This window comes from Subtercola lobariae (assembly GCF_014640255.1).
Classification (GTDB): Bacteria; Actinomycetota; Actinomycetes; order Actinomycetales; family Microbacteriaceae; genus Subtercola; species Subtercola lobariae.
In genome coordinates this window covers 1-19,929 of record NZ_BMGP01000003.1, presented here as the reverse complement: position 1 = coordinate 19,929, position 19,929 = coordinate 1, and the positions used below count along the sequence as shown (strand labels likewise).

Below are 19,929 nucleotides of genomic sequence, written 5' to 3'. Positions count from 1 at the left end.
GCCTTCATGAGCGCACGCACAAAGGCACGCAAACGCGCCCTCGACGTTCTCTACGCGGCGGATGTTCGGCAGATCTCCATCAACGAATCCCTCGCAGCCGAGGCGGCTAGGGCGCTGACCGAACCCGCCCGCGAGGCCTCGTGGCTCTACGCCCGCGAGATCGTCGACGGGGTGGTGGCGCACGGCTACGAAATCGACGAACTCATCGAAACGTACGCCGTCGGCTGGACTCTCGGTCGCATGCCGCACATCGACCGTGCCCTGCTGCGCATCGGCATCTGGGAGATTCTCTACAACGACGGCGTGCCCGACAACGTGGCCATCGCCGAGGCCGTCGAGGCCGCCCAGTCGATGTCGACGGAGGCCTCCGCCTCCTTCATCAACGGCATCCTGGCCAAAATCGCCTCCTCGAAGGGCGTCACCCACTAAGCTAGTGCGTACCGAAAACCTTTAAGTTCCGCCCTGTGAGGCGGGGAAGGGGCGGAGTATGGCGCGCGTTGTGCTGTCTCAGGCTGATATGACCCGGGCGTTGACTCGAATCTCTCACGAGATTCTGGAGTCCAACCGGGGTGCCGACGATCTCGTGATACTCGGGGTGCCGACGCGGGGAGTTTTTCTCGCGCAGCGCATCGGGGCGATCATCCAGCGCATCGAGCCCGATGCACCGAAAGCGCTGGTGGGCGCACTCGACGCCACCATGTACCGCGACGATCTGTCGCGAAACCTCACCCGCACGCCGCGGCCCACGCAGATTCCGGCCGGGGGAGTCGACGGCAAGACCGTGGTGCTCGTCGACGACGTGCTGTACTCGGGGCGCACCATTCGGGCGGCACTGGATGCGCTCAGCGACATCGGTCGCCCGCGAATCGTGCGGCTCGCGGTGCTGGTCGACCGCGGCCACCGCGAATTGCCCATTCGGGCCGACTTCGTGGGCAAGAACCTGCCCACCTCGACCGACGAACGCATCAACGTGCGGCTGGCCGAACTCGACGAGGTCGAAGAGGTCAGCATCGAGACTCGCAGCGGCGAGGCCCGCAGCAGCGCCGACACTCGCAGCGCCGACGCAGCGCCGAGCGCGCGCCCCGCCGACGCCTCGAACACAAGCGACACCGCGGGGGGCACCCGATGAGGCACCTGCTCAGCACGCGGCACCTCAGCCGCGACGCCGCGATTCAGATTCTCGACATCGCCGAAGACATGGCCGAGGTGTCGAACCGCGAGGTCAAGAAGCTCCCCACCCTGCGCGGCAAAACCGTCGTGAACCTGTTCTTCGAAGACTCGACCCGCACCCGCATCTCGTTCGAGGCCGCCGCAAAACGGCTGAGCGCAGACGTCATCAACTTCAGCGCCAAAGGCTCCAGCGTCTCGAAGGGCGAGAGCCTCAAAGACACCGCCCAGACGCTCGCCGCGATGGGCGCCGATGGCGTGGTCATCAGGCACCAGTCGAGCGGTGCGCCTCAACTACTGGCCGAGACGGGGTGGATCGACGCCCCCATCGTGAATGCGGGTGATGGCACCCACGAGCATCCGACTCAGGCCCTGCTCGACGCCTTCACCATGCGCCGCCGACTGTTCGGCACGACCGGCGGCACAAGCGGCACGACCGGCGGCACAAGCGGCACGAACGGCGGCAGCCGCGGCCGCGACCTCGACGGCATCAGCGTGGTGATCGTCGGCGACATTCTGCACTCCCGGGTCGCCCGCTCGAACCTCTGGTTGCTCGAAACCCTCGGCGCCCACGTCACCTTCGTCGCCCCGGCCACCCTGGTTCCGTTCGGCGCCGACACCTGGCCGGCCGCCATCTCGTACGACCTCGACCAGACTCTCGCCGAGGTTAAGCCCGACGTCGTGATGATGCTGCGCATTCAGAGCGAACGCATGAACGCGGCTTTCTTTCCGAACGCCCGCGAGTACGCCCGCGAGTGGGGCCTTGACGACGTGCGATTTCAGGCCCTCGCCCCCGATACGATTGTCATGCACCCCGGCCCCATGAACCGCGGCCTCGAGATTTCGGCCGCCGCGGCTGATTCTGCCCAGTCGACCGTGCTCGAGCAGGTCACCAACGGGGTGTCAATACGGATGGCCGTGCTCTACCTGCTGCTGTCTGGCGATCGAGAGGCTCTGCTGTGACGACCACACCCGCACGGGCGACGTACCTCATCTCGGGTGCGACATTGCCGAACGGTGCCCGGGCCGACCTGCTGGTTCAGGATGCCCGCATCACCGCCGTGGGCACGAACCTCGACGAGGGCCTCGGCATCACCACCATCGACGCCGACGGTCTCGTGGCCCTCCCCGGTCTCGTCGACCTGCACACCCACCTTCGCGAGCCCGGATTCGAGCAGAGCGAAACCGTGCTCACCGGCTCTCGTGCCGCGGCGGCCGGCGGCTTCACCAGCGTGTTCGCGATGGCGAACACCATGCCCGTCTCCGACACCGCCGGTGTGGTCGAGCAGGTTCAGGCGCTCGGCGACGCGGCGGGGTACGCCACCGTGCGCCCGATCGGCGCCGTCACCGTGGGCCTCGCGGGCGAGCGTCTCAGCGAGATCGGCGCCATGGCGCACTCCCGTGCCCAGGTGCGGGTCTTCTCCGACGACGGCAAATGCGTGCACGACTCGCTGCTGATGCGGCGCTCGCTCGAATACGTGCGCACGTTCGACGGCGTCGTGGCGCAGCACGCCCAAGATCCTAGGCTGACCGAGAACGCCCAGATGAACGAGGGCGCACTCAGTAGCGAGCTCGGGCTGAAGGGCTGGCCGGCGGTGGCCGAGGAGTCGATCATCGCCCGCGATGTGCTGCTCGCCGAACACGTGGGTGCACGCCTGCACGTGTGTCATGTTTCGACCGCGGGCTCGGTGGAGGTCATCCGCTGGGCGAAGTCGCGTGGCATCACCGTGACGGCCGAGGCGACACCGCATCACCTGCTGCTCACCGAAGACCTCATTCGCAGTTACGACGCGCGCTACAAGGTGAACCCGCCGCTGCGCCGCGACGAAGACGTTCAGGCTCTGCGGGAAGGGCTCGCCGACGGCACCATCGACATCATCGCCACCGACCACGCCCCGCACCCGAAAGAGTCGAAAGAGGCCGAGTGGGATGCCGCGAGCTTCGGCATGGTGGGCCTCGAGTCTGCGCTGAGCGTCGCCCAGACCGCCCTCATCGACACCGGCCTGCTCAGCTGGGCCGACCTCGCTCGCGTGCTGTCGCAGACCCCTGCAGAGATCGGCCGCCTCGCCGATCACTCCCACGACTTCGAGGTGGGCGCCCCCGCCAACGTCACACTGGTCGACCCCGCGAACTCCAGCACGTTCGACCTCGGCCGGCTCGCCGGCAAGAGCACGAACTCGCCGTACCTCGGGCGAACCCTCTCTGGCCGGGTGGAATACACCTTTCACCACGGCTACCCCACCGTTCGCGCCGCCCAGGTGGCGCCGAGCGACGAAATCGCGGCTCAGGCCGAAGCATGGAAAGCAAGTAACTGACATGGACCCGAACCAGATCGTTCCCGCCATCATCGTTGTGGCGATTCTCGTCGTCATCTACATCGGCATGGCGCTCGCCTGGCGAGCGCGCAAACGCCGCCAGTCGGCCTTCACGGTCGACACCGTGACGCCGACCGATGCCGGTGATCTGTTGCTCGAAGTGCAGATGCTCTACGTGGCCACCACCCCCGCGAACAAGCCGCTCGAGCGTCTCGCGCTGCCCGGCCTCGCCTTTCGCGGCCGGGGAACGTTCATCGTCTGGCAGAAGGGCGTCACCATCTCGGTGAACGGCGAACCAGACGTCTACGTTCCGCTCGCCCAGATTCGTTCCATTGGCACGTCGACGTTCACCATCGACAAGGTGGTCGAGAGCGGCGGCCTGACCCGCCTCGACTGGACAACCGCGCTCGTCGGCAGCGACAAAGCCCGCCTGAAGGCAGCGACGGTCGGCGCAACGCGCCGGGAGAAGAAGGCCGCCATCGCCGATGCGGTGAAGTCGGCGCACGACACGACCGAGGCCATTGCAGCCGCCAGCGCCGCGAGCGCCGAGGTCGATGCCCACCACCACGACGACACAGCTCGAGCCGAAAGCGCGGCGGCAGCAGAGGCATTCGCCGCGCACAGCACCGCTGACGTCGAGTCGTACGTTCGCATTCTCGACGGCACCGACGCGCTGCGCGTGCTCAGCACCGTTCAGTCGCTCATTCCGAAGCAAGAAGGGTCTCTCGCGTGATCGCTACCGAACCGGCAGTATTCGTTCTCGAAGACGGCAACCGCTACGTGGGGCGCGCCTATGGCGCCCGCGGCCGCACGTTCGGCGAGGCCGTGTTCGCAACCGGCATGACGGGCTACCAAGAGACGCTCACCGACCCGTCGTACGCCGGTCAGATCGTCATGATGACGGCCCCGCACATCGGCAACACCGGAACGAACGACGAAGACCTCGAGTCGAGTCGCATCTGGGTCTCGGGTTACGTCGTGCGAGACCCTTCGCGCATCGTCTCGAACTTTCGCGCCACGCGCTCGCTCGACGACGACCTCGTTCGAGGCGACGTGGTGGGCATCAGCGGTATTGACACGCGGGCGGTAACAAGGCACATCCGGTCATCCGGAGCCATGAGAGCCGGCATCTTCTCGGGTGCTGACTTCGAGCTGGCACCGGATGCTCAGCTCGAGTTGGTACGGGCCGGCGCCGAAATGACGGGGCTGAACCTCTCGAGCACCGTATCGACGGCCGAGCGGTACACCGTGCCTGCCACCACCGAACGCATCGGATCTGTGGTTGTGCTCGACCTCGGGGTGAAGAAGTCCACGCTGAACTACCTCGCAGCGCGCGGCTTCGACGTAGAAGTACTGCCGGAGTCGGCCTCGACCGACGAAGTTCTGGCGCTCTCGCCGAGCGCGCTGTTCTACTCGAACGGGCCGGGCGACCCCGAGGCATCCGAAGGCCATGTGGCGGTGCTGCAAGACGTTCTGCGCGCCGGCGTGCCGTACTTCGGCATCTGCTTCGGCAATCAGTTGCTCGGCCGTGCGCTCGGCTTCGGCACCTACAAGCTGCCGTTCGGGCACCGCGGCATCAACCAGCCCGTGCTCGATCGCACCACCGGGCGGGTAGAGATCACCAGCCAGAACCACGGGTTCGCGGTCGATGCGCCGCGCGAAGGCGTGCTCGAGTCGCCGGCCGGGTTCGGCCGGGTCGAGGTGAGTCACGTGAGTTTGAACGATGATGTGGTGGAGGGCATCCGCTGCCTCGACATCAACGCGTTCTCGGTGCAATACCACCCGGAGGCGGCCGCAGGGCCGCACGATTCGATGTACCTGTTCGACCGGTTCAGAGACATGGTGCTCGACATTCAGAAGGATGAAAACCAGTAATGCCCAAGAGAGAAGACATCAAGAGCGTTCTCGTCATCGGCTCTGGCCCCATCGTGATCGGCCAGGCCTGCGAGTTCGACTACTCGGGCACCCAGGCCTGCCGCGTGCTTCGTGAAGAGGGCGTTCGCGTCATTCTGGTGAACTCGAACCCCGCCACCATCATGACCGACCCCGACTTCGCCGATGCGACCTACATCGAGCCGATCACCTGGCGCGTCATCGAGAGCATCATCGCCAAAGAGAAGCCCGACGCGATTCTGCCGACTCTCGGCGGCCAGACCGCTCTGAACGCGGCCATCGATCTGCACAAGCACGGCATTCTCGAGATGTACAACGTCGAGCTCATCGGCGCCAACTTCGAGGCGATCAACAAGGGTGAAGACCGCCAGATCTTCAAGGAACTGGTGCTCGAGTGCGGTGCCGACGTTGCTCGCTCGCACATTGCTCACACGGTCGAAGAGGCGGTCGTGTTCGCCCTTGACCTCGGGTACCCGCTCGTCGTGCGTCCGTCGTTCACGATGGGCGGTCTCGGCTCGGGGTTCGCGTACAACGAGACCGAGCTACGGCGCATCGTCGGTGACGGGCTGCACCAGAGCCCCACCACCGAGGTGCTACTCGAAGAGAGCATCCTGGGCTGGAAAGAATACGAGCTCGAGCTCATGCGCGACACGGCCGACAACACTGTTGTGGTGTGTTCGATCGAGAACGTCGACCCGGTGGGTGTGCACACGGGCGACTCCATCACGGTGGCGCCGGCGCTCACGCTGACCGACCGCGAATACCAGAACCTGCGCGACATCGGCATCGACATCATTCGGGCAGTGGGTGTCGACACCGGTGGCTGCAACATTCAGTTCGCCATCGACCCCGCGAACGGCCGCGTCATTGTGATCGAGATGAACCCGCGCGTGTCGCGGTCGTCTGCACTGGCGTCGAAGGCCACCGGCTTTCCGATCGCCAAGATCGCCGCCAAGTTGGCTATCGGCTACCGGCTCGACGAGATTCCGAACGACATCACTCGCGTGACTCCCGCTTCGTTCGAGCCGACGCTCGACTACGTGGTCGTGAAGGTGCCGCGGTTCGCGTTCGAGAAGTTTCCGGCCGCCGACCCGACCCTCACCACAACCATGAAGTCGGTGGGCGAGGCCATGGCCATCGGCCGCAACTACTCGACCGCCTTGCAGAAGGCGCTGCGTTCGCTCGAGAAGCGCGGTTCGTCATTCCACTGGGACGGCCCGGCTTCTGAGCTCTCGAAAGACGAGCTGTTGGCCGTTGCTGCGGTGCCCACCGACGGCCGCATCGTCACGGTGCAGCAGGCGCTGCGCGCGGGTGCGACCATCGACGAGGTGTTCGAGTCGACCAAGATCGACCCCTGGTTCATCGACCAGATCGTTCTCATCAACGAGGTAGCGGATGCTGTCGCCGCAGCCACGGAGACCGACGAGGCAACTCTGCGCCTGGCTAAAGACCACGGCTTCTCAGATGTGCAGATAGCGGCCCTTCGTGGTGTCGCCGAAGACGACATTCGTGCGCTGCGCCACTCGCTCAACGTTCGCCCGGTCTACAAGACCGTCGACACGTGTGCGGGCGAGTTTCCTGCGCTCACGCCATACCACTACTCGTCGTACGACCTCGAGACCGAAGTCACGCCGTCGTCGCGCCGCAAGGTCGTGATTCTCGGCTCAGGGCCGAACCGCATCGGTCAGGGCGTGGAGTTCGACTACTCGTGCGTACACGCCTCGTTCGCGCTCTCTGACGCGGGCTACGAGACCATCATGATCAACTGCAACCCCGAGACGGTCTCGACCGACTACGACACGAGCGACCGGCTCTATTTCGAGCCGCTGACGCTTGAAGACGTGCTCGAGGTCATCCACGCCGAGAGCCTTTCCGGCGAGCTGGTGGGCGTTGTGGTACAGCTCGGCGGTCAGACTGCGCTCGGGCTCGCGAAGGGCCTCAAGGCGAACGGCGTGCCCATTCTCGGCACGACTCCCGAGGCCATCGACCTCGCAGAAGAGCGCGGCTTGTTCGCGGGCATCCTCGATGCCGCAGGCCTGCTCGCGCCGAAGAACGGCACGGCCTTCGACTACGCATCGGCGGTCACTGTGGCCGAGGAGATCGGCTACCCCGTTCTGGTGCGTCCCTCGTATGTGCTCGGCGGGCGCGGCATGGAGATCGTCTACGACAGCCCCTCGCTCGAAGACTATTTCGTGCGGGTGGCCGGTCAGGGAATTGTGGGGCCGTCGCATCCACTGCTCGTCGACCGGTTTCTCGACGACGCCATCGAGATCGATGTCGACGCGCTGTACGACGGTGAAGAGTTGTACATCGGCGGCATCATGGAGCACATCGAAGAGGCGGGCATCCACTCGGGTGACTCGTCGTGCACGCTGCCGCCGGTGACCCTCGGGCCAGATGTGATCTCGCGCGTCAAGAAGGCGACGCTCGGTATCGCTGAAGGCGTGGGTGTGCGCGGGCTGCTGAACGTGCAGTTCGCGGTGGGCGCGGGCATCTTGTACGTGCTCGAGGCGAACCCCCGGGCATCCCGAACCGTGCCGTTCGTCTCGAAGGCGCTCGGCATTCCGCTGGCCAAGGCGGCGTCGCGCATCATGGTGGGCGACTCGATCGCTTCGTTGAAGGCCGAGGGGCTCTTGCCCGTCATCGACGGGTCGATTGTGCCGTTCGATGCCCCGGTTTCGGTGAAAGAGGCGGTTCTGCCGTTCAAACGCTTTCGAACGAAAGAGGGCCTGGTCGTCGACTCGGTGCTCGGCCCGGAGATGCGTTCGACCGGCGAGGTCATGGGCATCGACCGCGACTTTCCGCGGGCGTTCGCGAAGAGCCAGGAGGCCGCGTACGGCGGTCTGCCCACCTCGGGAGCGGTTTTCGTCTCGGTCAGCGACCGCGACAAGCGCGCCATCGTGCTGCCGGTGCTGCGGCTCTCGCAGCTCGGGTTCGAGATTCTCGCAACCGTGGGAACCGCAGAGGTGCTGAACCGCAACGGCATTCGCACGCGAATCGTTCGTAAGTACAGCCAGGGTGTCGAGCCCACAACTGCCGAGCCGACCATCGTCGACCTGATCAATCGAAACGAAGTCGACATCGTCATCAACACGCCTTCGGGGCGCTCGGCGCGTGCCGACGGGTACGAGATTCGCGCGGCGGCGGTTGCGGCCGACAAGCCGCTGTTCACGACCATTGCGCAATTGGGTGCCGCAGTGGCGTCATTCGATGGCATTCGTGACGGTTTCACCGTGACAAGCCTGCAAGAGTACGCGTGGGAGCGGGCGGAGGCCCTCGAGAAGGCCGAGCTGCTGGCTGCTGCAGAGCTTGTCTGACGGGCCAGGTCGTATGACGAGCGTGATCTTGTGACAAGCACTGAAGACGGCGAAGGTCTGGCTGGGGCGGTCTCTGAGCCGCCATCGGCCGATCGCCGTCTTGGCGCCGGCGGGTCGGCCACGGCGCTCGGCGGCCACGGCGAGCTACCCGCTGTGCGCGGTTTCGGCGCGCGGCTGGCCGAGACCTTCGGCACCGTCGGGCAGCTCTGCGTGGGCATCGACCCGCACGACTACCTGCTCGACGCATGGGGCCTGCCCCGCTCGGCTTCGGGCGTGCGCGAGTTCGGCCTTCGGGTAGTGGATGCCGCCGCCGGCCTCATCGGCATCATCAAGCCGCAGGTCGCCTTCTATGAGCTCTATGGCGCCGCCGGTTTCGCGGCACTCGAAGAAGTTCTGGCGGCTGGTCGTGCCGCAGGGCTTCTGGTGATCGCAGATGCGAAGCGCGGTGACATCGGAACGAGTGCCGAGGCGTATGGACGAGCCTGGCTCGCGGCCGGTTCGCCCCTCGAGGCCGACGCGGTAACTCTGACCGCCTATGCCGGGGTCGGATCGCTGACGGCGGTCTTCGAGCTGGCCGAAGCGGCGGGTAAGGGCGCATTCGTGCTGAGCGCGACGTCGAACCCCGAGTCGTTCGCGTTGCAGACGGCGCAGGTCGCGACGCGTTCGGCCGATTCGGCCTCCTCGGCGGGCGCTGCGGACTCCGTGGCGGGTGCTGCCGAGTTTTCCACAGCAGGGCTGGTGGCCTCAGAAGTTTCCACATTCAACGGCCAACACGGTACTGCCGGCGATCGGCTCGGTAACATCGGTCTCGTGCTTGGTGCTACGAAAAACCTCCTCGACTACGGAATCGACCGCGATCTGCTCGCGGCGACGCCGGCCGTTCCCGTGCTCGCCCCAGGGTTCGGTTTTCAGGGGGCGCGGTTCGATCAGGTGCAGTCTGTTTTCGGTGCGCTGACCGCCTCGACCGTGGTGGCGGTGTCTCGTTCGGTATTGCAAGCAGGGCCGAGCGGTCTTGAGCAGAGCATCCGGCAGCAGGCCGACGAGCTGGCTGAAGCGCTTTCACGGCCGGCAGCCGGGGTCACGGGGGCCACCAGGTGAGCGGCAGGGTGAACCCTCCCGAGGTCGACCGGGTTGCGGCGTCGAAAGCCGCGGTTGCCGCTCGCCGGGCGCGGGCATCAGTGAAGAACGCGGTGGTCTCGGGGGAACGAAGCGCAAGCGATGTCGTGCGCGCGGGCCTCAGCGAGCCCACCTCGGCCGAAGGCGGCCTGCGCGTGCGCGAACTGCTGCTGTGTATTCCTGGTCTCGGGCCGGTGCGCGGCGATCGTGCACTTGAAAAACTCGGTATTTCGCCATCGAAGCGGGTCGGCGGCCTTGGCCTGCACCAGCAGGCGAAACTGCTTGAATATCTCGCCGTTCGCGCACCGTTCGGCGACGCGGCCGAGGGTAACGACACCGTTGTGCCTCGTGCCCCGGCCTCAACCAGGCTCGTCGTGCTCGCCGGGCCCACAGCTGTGGGCAAAGGAACAGTATCGACCTACATTCGCGAGAACTACCCCGACGTGCGGCTCTCGGTTTCGGCCACGACGCGCGCTCCGCGCCCCGGCGAGATCGACGGCGTGAGCTACTACTTCGTCACCGACGCGGAGTTCGATCACATGGTCGAAGCGGGCGAGTTTCTCGAGTGGGCGACAGTACACAATCAGTCGCGCTACGGCACACCACGCGGGCCCGTGAAACAAGCACTGAACGAGGGCAAGAGTGTGCTGCTCGAGATCGATATTCAGGGCGCTAGGCAGGTTCGAGCATCCATGCCCGAAGCTGTTTTAGTGTTTTTGCTGCCGCCCACCTGGGAGGAGCTGGTGCGCCGGCTGATCGGCCGAGGCACCGAATCGAGCGAGGAACAAGCGCGCCGGCTGGCCACTGCGAAGGTCGAACTGGCTGCTTCCGATGAGTTCGATTTTCGCGTCGTGAACAGCAAAGTCGAAGATGCGGCCCGAGAGGTCGTAGACTTGATGAATATTTCGTAGGCCTGCGAGGCCTTCTGCGGGCCAGCTCTGCTGCACTCGTGCACTAGCGACTGATGCTCTGCGTGTTCATCACTTGCGTGCATTACCCACCCGGCCGCGTAACAAACGTCAGTAATTCCATCACCAATCAAGGAGCACACACATGCCATCGAAGCCACTCGGCATCATCGACCCGCCCATCGACGAACTGCTCTCGAAGGTCGACTCGAAGTACGCGCTCGTCATCTTCGCCTCGAAGCGCGCCCGCCAGATCAACGACTACTACGCTGACCTGCACGAAGGCAGCCTGTTCGACAACGTCGGCCCGCTGGTCGACTCGGGCATCGACGACAAGCCGCTCTCGATCGCTCTGCACGAGATCAACGAAGACAAGCTCACCGTGAAGGCCAACGCGCCCATCGAAGACTGAGTTCTTCCTGTTCAGAACCAGACCCGTCGCTCGTTCGTGCGGCGGGTCTTTTTCATGCCCGCGAGCGTGCCAAAGTAGATGTATGAATCGAAGTGAATACGGCGGCGAATCGTTCGCAGGATGCACGTCATGAACATCGTCGTCGGTATCACCGGAGGCATCGCCGCCTATAAGGCTGTCGGCGTGGTTCGCGGTTTCGTGCTGGCCGGGCACTCCGTTCAGGTCATCGCCACCGAACACGCGCTTCGATTCGTCGGCAAACCCACCCTCGAGGCCATTTCACGCAATACCGTGCACACCGACCTCTACGAGGGTGTCGCCGAGGTGCGGCACGTGGCCATCGGCCAGGCCGCAGATCTAATCGTCATCGCACCGACCACGGCCAACACGCTCGCCAAGCTCGCAGCGGGAATCGCCGACGATCTGCTGGGCAACACTGTGCTCGCGTCGAAAGCGCCCATTCTGCTCGCGCCCGCCATGCACACCGAGATGTGGCAGAACGCGGCGACCGTCGCCAACACGGCAGTGCTGCGCGCACGCGGCTTTCACTTCATCGGGCCCGCCCGCGGTCAGCTGACCGGCACCGACTCGGGCCCGGGCCGCATGTCAGAACCCGACGACATCGTTGCGGCGGGCCTCGGGCTGCTCGGCGACGCCACGGGTTCCGCGGGTTCACCACGCACCGCGGGCGAGCCATCGTCAGCCGCGGCCATCTCCGCAGCGACGACCGAGCTTGTCGAAGCAGTCACCGAATACGCGGAGCACGGAAATGCGCCTGCGAGTGCCTCACACGGCGATGCACCGGCGGGTGTTTCGCGCGACTTGGAGGGCGTGAGCATCCTCATCTCGGCCGGCGGCACTCGCGAGCCCCTCGACCCGGTGCGGTTCATCGGCAACCGATCCAGCGGTAAGCAGGGCGTTGCACTCGCTGACGCCGCGGTCAGCCGCGGTGCACGCGTGATTTTCGTAGGCGCGCACCTCGAAGTCGAGCCGCCTCGGGGGGCGGAGCTACACAGCGTCGAGACCGCCGAAGAACTACGGGTCGAGATGCTGGCGTTGGCACCCGAAGCCGATGTGGTGATCATGTCAGCCGCAGTCGCCGACTATCGACCGAAAACCGTGGCCGAAGGCAAGATCAAGAAAGACCAGGTGGGCGACACCCTCAGCCTGGAGCTGGTGAAGAACGCCGATATTCTGGCCGAGCTCTCGGCGAACAAAGCAGCTCATCAGACGGTCGTGGGTTTTGCGGCCGAAACGGCGTCGAGCCGCGAAGAACTGCTCGAACTGGGCCGCGCCAAGATCGCCCGAAAGGGCTGCGACTATCTTGTTCTCAACAAAGTGGGCTGGCGAGAAGGTTTCACCAGCGACACCAACGACGTCGCAATTATCGACAATGCCGGGCATATAGTGATCGAGGTCGCCGACACGAAGCTGTCGGTGGCGAACAGCATTCTTTCCACCGTCATCTCACCGGAGCACAATGACTAACCTTCGCCTTTTCACGTCAGAGTCGGTCACCGAAGGCCACCCCGACAAGATCTGCGACCAGATCTCAGACAGCATTCTCGACGCACTTCTCGAGGTCGACCCCGCAAGCCGCGTGGCCGTCGAAACGCTGGTCACCACTGGTCTCGTTCATGTCGCCGGTGAAGTGACGACCAAAGGCTACGTCGACATTCCCACCATCGTGCGCGAAAAGGTCACGTCGATCGGGTACACCTCGTCAGACATCGGCTTCGACGGTATGAGCTGCGGCGTCTCCGTCTCCATCGGCGCCCAGTCGCCCGACATCGCGCAGGGCGTCAACAACGCGTGGGAGACACGTCAAGGTGTTCCCGACTCCGACCCGCTCGACCGTCAAGGCGCCGGTGACCAGGGCATCATGTTCGGTTACGCCACCACAGAGACTCCTCAGCTCATGCCTCTGCCCATCTGGCTGGCGCATCGGCTCGCCGAGCGTCTCGCCGAGGTGCGTAAGACGGGCCAGCTCGACTACCTCCGCCCCGACGGCAAGACCCAGGTGACCATCGGCTACGACGGCCTCGTGCCGCGTACGGTCGAGACGGTCGTTCTCTCAACCCAGCACACGCCGCGGGTATCGACTGAACAGTTGCAGCACGATGTCGAAGAGCTGATCATCCGGCCCGTGCTCGACGACTCGCACCTCGATTCTGCTTCGACACGTCTGCTCATCAACCCCACGGGTCGCTTCGAGATCGGCGGCCCGCAGGGCGACGCCGGGGTCACCGGCCGCAAGATCATCGTCGACACTTACGGCGGCGCGAGCCGGCACGGTGGGGGAGCGTTCAGCGGAAAAGACCCGTCGAAGGTCGACCGTTCGGCCGCCTACGCTATGCGTTGGGTCGCCAAGAACGCGGTCGCCGCTGGGTTCGCCGACAAGCTCGAGGTGCAGATCGCCTACGCCATCGGCAAGTCGGCTCCAGTGGGCCTCTACGTCGAAACGTTCGGCACCGGTCACCTGCCCGACGAGCAGATCATCGCGGCGATTCAAGAGGTCTTCGACCTGCGGCCCGCGGCCATCATCGCCGACCTCGACTTGTTGCGCCCCATCTACGCGAAAACATCGACGTATGGGCACTTCGGCCGTGAACTGCCCGACTTCACCTGGGAGCGCCTTGACCGGGTCGACGCCCTGCAAGGCGCTGCGCGGTTGTGACCGTGAGCGGCGACACCCCCGTCGCCGATGTGACGCGCATCGCGCGGGTAATGCTCGAGTCGCCTCTTCCGCAGCTCGACAGGCTCTTCGACTATCGCATTCCTGACGCGCTGGTTCCGGATGCCCGGCCGGGCGTACGGGTCAAAGTACCTCTGCGCACCGCCGGCCGGGTCTCCCGCGGCTACATCGTCGAGGTCACCGACCGCGCCGACTTCGTGGGAACACTCAGCGACATCGAAGAGATCGTCTCGGCCGCGGCCGTACTGACGCCCGATGTCTGGGCGCTCGCTCGTCGCGTCGCCACCCGCGCGGCCGGCAACGCGAGCGATGTCGTACGCCTCGCCGTGCCCCCGCGGCAGGTGCGCGTAGAAAAGGCCTGGCTGGCCCGCCAACAGAAACTCGCAGAAACGCACACGGAACCTCCGAGGTCGGCGCCAGACGCGGCCGACTCATCGACCGGCGCGACCCCGACTCGACGCGGCGTGGCCGTCTCATCGGCGGCCGCGCCATTCGTCTCCGCCGCGCAGGCTGCCACGCCGAGTTCCGCCGGCTCGTCTTCTGCGGCCACCCCGGAATCTCTGGCCGGCACGATCGTAGGCTACGGGCGCGGCGTGATCGAACGCGCGCTCGAACAGCGCCGCCGAATCGCCGTCACCGCTATCGCGACCGTGAAGCAAGCCGGCCGATACAGCTCAGCGGAAACGGCGGCCGCCCGCACCCCGCCACTGCGCACGGCTGATTCCAGCACCACGCCGCCACGCTCGGCCGATTTCACCGCAGTGCCAGCGCGAATGACCGCAACCAGCGCTGCGCGAGCCGGCGCCGCACCACAGAGCGCCGCGTGGGTGGGCGCCTGGGCGGCCACGATGGCCGCGATGGCCGTTCACACGCTGAGCCTCGGCCGATCATCCATTCTCGTCGTGCCCGACTACCGCGACCAAGAGCAACTCGAAACCGCGCTGGCCGCAGTGCTGGCCGGCGAGAGCACCCTTGAACACGCAGCCCACCCCATCTTCGACAGCACGGTGGTGCGTCTCGACGCCCGCCAAACGAATCCCGAACGGTATGCCAACTTCTTGGCGTGCCTCGAGCCGCGGCCGCGCATCATCGTCGGAACCCGCTCAGCCGTCTACGCCCCTGCGCACGAGCTCGGCCTGATCGCGCTGTGGGACGAAGCCGACCCCCTGCACAACGAGCCGCTCAGCCCTTACGTCGCCTCGCGCGACGTCGCACTCATTCGTCAAGAGCAATCGGCCTGCGCTCTCGCATTCGTGTCACATTCACGCAGCAGCGAGGTGCAACGCCTTGTTGAGCTCGGCTTTCTCGACGACATCGCTCAGCAGCCAAGGTTTCTGCCGAAGGTCGTACCCACGTCGGCGCAGTCGTCGAACGACCGTTTTGCACAGACCGCGCGCATCCCCTCGTCTGCTTGGAACGCCGCCCGCACCGCCCTCGAAACCGGCCCCGTTCTCGTGCAGGTCGCCCGGCCGGGCTACTCGCCCGTGCTGGCCTGCGCAAGCTGCCGCAACCCCGCACACTGCTTGGTCTGCGACGGGCCGCTGCGTGCACAATCGAAAAACTCTCCACCGTCGTGCGCCTGGTGCGGGGCAATCGCGGCCCAGTGGCAGTGTCGGCACTGCGAAGGCACCACCTTCACTCACATCGGTCAGGGCAGCGAACGCACCGCCGAAGAACTCGGGCGCGCCTTTCCGGCCACCAGAATCATCGTCTCCGACGGCTCGCGCTCGCTTGGCGACGTGGGCAGCGCCCCCGCCCTCGTCATCGCCACCCGCGGCGCAGAACCCGTTGCGGCAGGCGGCTATCACGCCGTTCTGTTGCTCGACGGCGAGCGGATGCTCGCCCGCGAGTCACTGACGGTCGCCGAAGACTGCCTGCGGTGGTGGTCGAACGCCGTCGCCCTCGCTGCCCCCCGCGCGCCCACCATCATTGTGGGGGTCGGCGGTGAACTCGCCCGCACCCTCGTCACCTGGCAGCAACCGCGATTCGCCAGCGAAGAGCTCGCAGACAGACGCCGACTGCGGTTTCCGCCTGCCATTCGCGTTGCAACGGTGCGCGGCACCCCTGAAGCCGTAGCAAGTGCTGTGAAAGAGCTTCACGATTCGGTTCACGGCGAAGATAGCGCGAAGATAGACGTGCTGGGCCCCGTGCCCGACGAGAACGATTTTGTCAGATCCATCGTTCGCTTCGACTACTCAGTCGGGGCATCCGTCGCCTCGACCTTGCGCGCCGCCGTCATCAAGAACGCCACCAGCAGGCGCAAAACCCCCGGCAGACCGACAAATTACCGCACGCCGCCGACCCTTCGGGTTCGCTTCGACGACAGAGAGACGCTCGATTGAGAATTGTCTTCGCCGGCACCCCCGCCGTTGCCGAGCCGACCCTCCGCGCTCTCGCGGCGTCGCATGAGATCGTCGCCGTCATCACCCGAACGGATGCCCCGCAGGGCCGCAAACGTGTGCTCACCCCGTCACCCATGGCCGAAGTCGCGACCTCGCTCGGGCTCACCGTCATCAAGGCGAACAGGCTCGACGACGCCGTCACCGCTCAGGTCGCAGCACTCACTCCCGACCTCGGGGTGATCGTGGCCTACGGCGGCTTCGTTCGCGAACCCTTGCTCAGCCTGCCTCGCCTCGGCTGGATCAACCTGCACTTCTCCCTGCTCCCGCGCTGGCGCGGCGCCGCGCCTGTGCAGCGCGCCGTCATCGAGGGCGATTTCGTCACAGGCGCCTCCGTCTTTCAACTCGTCGAGGCAATGGATGCCGGTGCCGTCTTCGCCCAGACCAGCGCCACGGTCGGCGCTCACCAGACGGCCGGCAACCTGCTCGAGTCGCTCGCCGTCGAAGGCGCTGCGCTTACCTCTCGTGTCGTCGATGACCTGGCCGCCGGCACGGCCGTTGCCGTTCCGCAGGTCGGCGATGCCGTTCTTGCGCCGAAGCTCACACTCGAAGACGCTCGGCTCGACTGGGCGCGGCCGCGCGCCGAGGTCTACCAGCGCCTCCGCGGCGTAACGCCAGAGCCCGGCGCCTTCACCGTCATCGACGGCGAGCGATTCAAAGTGCTCGAAGCGGAGCCCGCTCACGATGCTGTGGCGCTCGCGCCCGGGCGCATCCAGTCGCAGGCTGGATCCGTTCTCGTCGGCACAGGCGATCTGCCCCTGCGTCTTGTTCGGGTGCAGCCCGCCGGAAAAAACTCCATGTCTGCCGCCGATTGGTGGCGTGGCCGAGAAGGTCGCGCCGACCAGAACGAGGTGATCGCCGAATGACCGATTCTGCATCGAAGCATCCTGATCGCAAGGCCAGCAGCGCCAGAGCGGGCGCAAGTGGCTCGAATTCCGGTTCTGGCAGCTCTGCCAACAGAGCGGGCGCAAGTGGCTCGAATGGCGGCTCTGGCAGCTCAGTGGGCCGAGCGCCGCGAGACACGAACGCCGAGCGACCCAAGCACGGGCGCAAGGGAGCCAACCAGGGTCGCGGGCCGGTTCCGCAACGCCAAGGCCCCACCATCGTTCAGCCCGCGCGGCGGATCGCCTTCGAAGTGATTCGTGCGGTGCGCGAAGACGACGCGTATGCCAACCTTCTGCTGCCGACCAAAATTCAGCGCGCCAAACTCAACTCGGCCGATGCGGGTCTTGCAACCGAACTCACCTACGGCACCCTGCGGCTGCGGGGGTACTACGACCGTGTGATCGAACTCGCGGCCAAGCGGCCGATCGCCGAGATCGACGGCGTCATCGTCGATGTGCTCGAGCTCGCGGCGCACCAGCTGCTGTCGCTTCGGGTGGCCAGCCATGCGGCCGTGAATGAGGCCGTGGAGTTGGCACGAGTGGTGGCAAGCCGATCATCCACTGGCTTCGTGAACGGAGTGCTGCGCACCATCACGCGTTCGACTCCAGAAGAATGGCAAGATCGGGTGCTCGAATCGGCGCATAACGACGACGAGCGGCTCGAGGTGCTGTACTCGCATCCGGCGTGGATCATCCGTGCGTTTCGGCGGGCGCTGCTCGGTGATGGGGCGTCGGCCGACGAAGCTGCGGTCGACCTGGTCGAGTTGCTCGAGGCCGACAATGAGGCTGCGCGCCTCGGGCTGATCGCGCTGCCCGGGCTGGCTTCGCGCGACGAGATTCGGGTCGACGGGCATCCGGCGGCGTATTCGCCGTACGGGTTCATCACCGACGCGGGAGACCCACGCGAGATTTCGCAGGTTCGGCAGGGTACCGTTCGGGTGCAAGACGAGGGTTCGCAATTGGCAGCACTCGCGCTGGTCAATGCGGCGCCCGTTGTCGCGGGGGAGAAGTGGCTCGACCTCTGTGCGGGGCCCGGTGGCAAATCGGCCGTGCTCGCCTCATGTGCTACGGCAGGCGGTGCAACGCTGATCGCGAACGAACCCGTGGCGGCCCGCGCCGAGCTCGTGCGGCAGGCGGTGGCTGCGCTGCCCTCGCCGCCGGTGGTCTGGCAGCTCGACGGAACGCTCGTAGGCGCCTCGCACCCCGACGAATTCGACCGCATTCTCGTCGACGCTCCCTGCACGGGCCTTGGCGCCCTGCGCAGGCGACCCGAGGCGCGCTGGCGCAAATCGCCGGCCGACGTTTCGTCGCTCGTCGTGCTGCAGTCTCGGCTCATCGATGCAGCCGTGCTCGCGCTGAAGCCCGGCGGAATACTCGCTTACGTCACGTGCTCGCCGCACGTGGCTGAGACTCGCGGGCAGGTGGCGGATGCTCTGAAGCGCCACTCCGGAGTACTCACACCCCTCGGTACCCAGGCCACGCTGCAGTCGTTCGTCTCCGCGCCTGTGACGCTCGGCGCTGACGTGACGCAGGCGCAGCTCTGGCCGCACGCGCACGGTACTGACGCGATGTTCATCGCCCTCTTCCGCAAGGAGGGGTGACCCGCACCGTCGCTCGCATTTAATGATTAATGCTCACTGCTTCGATACGCTCTTTCAAAACAAAGGAGTTTTACGTGGTCAAATGCATTTTCACCGTCTCATTCAGATCAGACCTCGATCAAGGAGCCGCACTTCGCCATTGGCGCGAAGTCCACGCGCCCTTGATCACGCAGGTGGCGGGAGTGACTCGTTTCACACAGAACATTGCTTCGCAGCAACTCGCACCTGCTTGGGATGGCGTGGCTGAGATCTGGTTCGAGTCCGCCGCATCTTATGAAGAGGCGGTCAAATCGCCCGAATGGAACGTGGTGCTGGCCGACTGCCCGAAGTTCATGGACATGAGCAAGCTCGGCGCCGCGGTCGTCGACGAAGTGATGATTCTCCAGTAACCGTCATACGATCTTCCTCTTCACATTTGGAACTCGGGCGAGACTTTCTGTCGATTCCGCCCACGACGACCGAGTGTCGTTGGGTGGTGGTTGAATCGAAGCATGAATCGAGCAATACTCACCCCTGATGGCGATGGAAGCGACTTCGCTACCAGGCGCCTGCTGCGCGAACGATACAAGGCCGCGGTCGGTGCGGTCATCGATTCCGCGCGCACTGTCGCGGTGGCGCAAGCCGAGCACGCAGCCCGGGTCGAAGACGCCCGGCAGGCGTGCCTGGCCGTGGGATTCACAGACCAATCCACCGGCGGGCCCACCTGGACACCTGACGTCGTCACCCAACGCATCCTCGTCACCGAACTCGCTGTCGCGTTACGGCTGAATGAGACCGACGCCCGACGCCTGATCGACACCGCAGAAGGCCTCGCCGGCACGTTCACCGCCACCCGCACCGCCCTGGAGTCAGGCCAGATTTCGTTTCGGCATGCGGAGAAGATCATCCAGCACTCCGCTGCCCTGCCGCCCGAATGCGTGGCCGACTACGAAACCCGGCTGCTGCCGATCGCGGGGCGGGTGTGTGTGCAACGCCTGACCCGGCATGCCCGTGCCACCGCGGAAGAAGCTCAACCGCAAACGGCGATCGAACGGCACCTGACCGCGACCACCCACCGGCACCTCAGCCTTGACCCCGCCGCTGACGGCATGGCCTACCGTGTCCCGCGTCAAGTAGTTGGCAGGGTTTCTTCTTTTTCGAAGTTGGGGATGGTGGGGTCGGCGAGGCCGGCGTGAACGTCGGCGGGCCGGTTCCAGGCGATCGCTTCGTGTGGCCGGACGTG

At 65.7% G+C, this 19,929-nt stretch carries 17 protein-coding genes; all 17 read left to right on the top strand.

What is annotated here, in order from left to right:
* Window positions 1–6: 6 nt before the first annotated feature.
* The 17 genes from nusB to IEX24_RS08040 all read left to right on the top strand — a co-directional run bounded on the left by nusB (window position 7) and on the right by IEX24_RS08040 (window position 19,882).
* Window positions 7–429 carry a transcription antitermination factor NusB gene (gene nusB / locus IEX24_RS08120; RefSeq protein WP_188676651.1) on the top strand — a complete coding sequence of 141 codons (423 nt, stop codon included), beginning with the start codon at window positions 7–9 and terminating at the stop codon, window positions 427–429.
* A 58-nt stretch (window positions 430–487) separates the two neighbouring features.
* On the top strand, window positions 488–1,129 hold the full coding sequence (gene pyrR / locus IEX24_RS08115) for a bifunctional pyr operon transcriptional regulator/uracil phosphoribosyltransferase PyrR (protein WP_188676648.1): 642 nt from the start codon (window positions 488–490) through the stop codon (window positions 1,127–1,129).
* Window positions 1,126–2,130, top strand: a complete 1,005-nt coding sequence (locus tag IEX24_RS08110; RefSeq protein ID WP_188676645.1) for an aspartate carbamoyltransferase catalytic subunit — start codon at window positions 1,126–1,128, stop codon at window positions 2,128–2,130. The genes pyrR and IEX24_RS08110 overlap by 4 nt, the downstream gene beginning before the upstream one ends.
* Window positions 2,127–3,482: a dihydroorotase gene (locus IEX24_RS08105; RefSeq protein WP_188676642.1), complete on the top strand. Its 1,356-nt coding sequence runs from the start codon at window positions 2,127–2,129 to the stop codon at window positions 3,480–3,482. Before IEX24_RS08110 ends, IEX24_RS08105 begins: the two co-directional genes overlap by 4 nt.
* 1 nt (window position 3,483) lies before the next feature.
* Window positions 3,484–4,215, top strand: a complete 732-nt coding sequence (locus tag IEX24_RS08100) for a PH-like domain-containing protein (protein WP_188676640.1) — start codon at window positions 3,484–3,486, stop codon at window positions 4,213–4,215.
* Entirely contained in the window at window positions 4,215–5,357 is a 1,143-nt protein-coding gene (carA, locus tag IEX24_RS08095; protein ID WP_188678090.1) for a glutamine-hydrolyzing carbamoyl-phosphate synthase small subunit, read from the top strand. The genes IEX24_RS08100 and carA overlap by 1 nt, the downstream gene beginning before the upstream one ends.
* Window positions 5,357–8,692 (top strand): carbamoyl-phosphate synthase large subunit, encoded by a 3,336-nt coding sequence (gene carB / locus IEX24_RS08090; RefSeq protein WP_188676638.1) that lies wholly within the window; start codon window positions 5,357–5,359, stop codon window positions 8,690–8,692. Before carA ends, carB begins: the two co-directional genes overlap by 1 nt.
* Before the next feature lie 153 nt (window positions 8,693–8,845).
* Window positions 8,846–9,790: an orotidine-5'-phosphate decarboxylase gene (pyrF, locus tag IEX24_RS08085; RefSeq protein WP_188678085.1), complete on the top strand. Its 945-nt coding sequence runs from the start codon at window positions 8,846–8,848 to the stop codon at window positions 9,788–9,790.
* The gene (gene gmk, locus IEX24_RS08080) at window positions 9,787–10,719 is read left to right on the top strand and encodes a guanylate kinase (protein ID WP_229715183.1); all 933 of its coding nucleotides are present in this window, start codon (window positions 9,787–9,789) and stop codon (window positions 10,717–10,719) included. Before pyrF ends, gmk begins: the two co-directional genes overlap by 4 nt.
* Before the next feature lie 142 nt (window positions 10,720–10,861).
* Entirely contained in the window at window positions 10,862–11,128 is a 267-nt protein-coding gene (rpoZ, locus tag IEX24_RS08075; RefSeq protein WP_188676628.1) for a DNA-directed RNA polymerase subunit omega, read from the top strand.
* A gap of 129 nt (window positions 11,129–11,257) precedes the next feature.
* On the top strand, window positions 11,258–12,616 hold the full coding sequence (locus tag IEX24_RS08070) for a bifunctional phosphopantothenoylcysteine decarboxylase/phosphopantothenate synthase (RefSeq protein WP_188676625.1): 1,359 nt from the start codon (window positions 11,258–11,260) through the stop codon (window positions 12,614–12,616).
* Window positions 12,609–13,805, top strand: coding sequence for a methionine adenosyltransferase (gene metK / locus IEX24_RS08065; RefSeq protein WP_188676622.1), 1,197 nt, complete (start codon window positions 12,609–12,611; stop codon window positions 13,803–13,805). Before IEX24_RS08070 ends, metK begins: the two co-directional genes overlap by 8 nt.
* A 2-nt stretch (window positions 13,806–13,807) precedes the next feature.
* A complete protein-coding gene (locus IEX24_RS19540; protein ID WP_229715182.1) occupies window positions 13,808–16,165 on the top strand; it encodes a primosomal protein N' family DNA-binding protein in 2,358 nt (785 codons plus the stop codon).
* The gene (fmt, locus tag IEX24_RS08055) at window positions 16,162–17,088 is read left to right on the top strand and encodes a methionyl-tRNA formyltransferase (RefSeq protein WP_188676619.1); all 927 of its coding nucleotides are present in this window, start codon (window positions 16,162–16,164) and stop codon (window positions 17,086–17,088) included. The genes IEX24_RS19540 and fmt overlap by 4 nt, the downstream gene beginning before the upstream one ends.
* Complete coding sequence (locus IEX24_RS08050) at window positions 17,085–18,707, top strand: RsmB/NOP family class I SAM-dependent RNA methyltransferase (protein ID WP_188676616.1); 1,623 nt, start codon at window positions 17,085–17,087, stop codon at window positions 18,705–18,707. Before fmt ends, IEX24_RS08050 begins: the two co-directional genes overlap by 4 nt.
* Window positions 18,708–18,781: 74 nt before the next feature.
* Window positions 18,782–19,096: an EthD family reductase gene (locus IEX24_RS08045; RefSeq protein WP_188676614.1), complete on the top strand. Its 315-nt coding sequence runs from the start codon at window positions 18,782–18,784 to the stop codon at window positions 19,094–19,096.
* 102 nt (window positions 19,097–19,198) lie between these two features.
* The gene (locus IEX24_RS08040; protein ID WP_188676611.1) at window positions 19,199–19,882 is read left to right on the top strand and encodes a DUF222 domain-containing protein; all 684 of its coding nucleotides are present in this window, start codon (window positions 19,199–19,201) and stop codon (window positions 19,880–19,882) included.
* The last annotated feature ends 47 nt before the right edge of the window (window positions 19,883–19,929 follow it).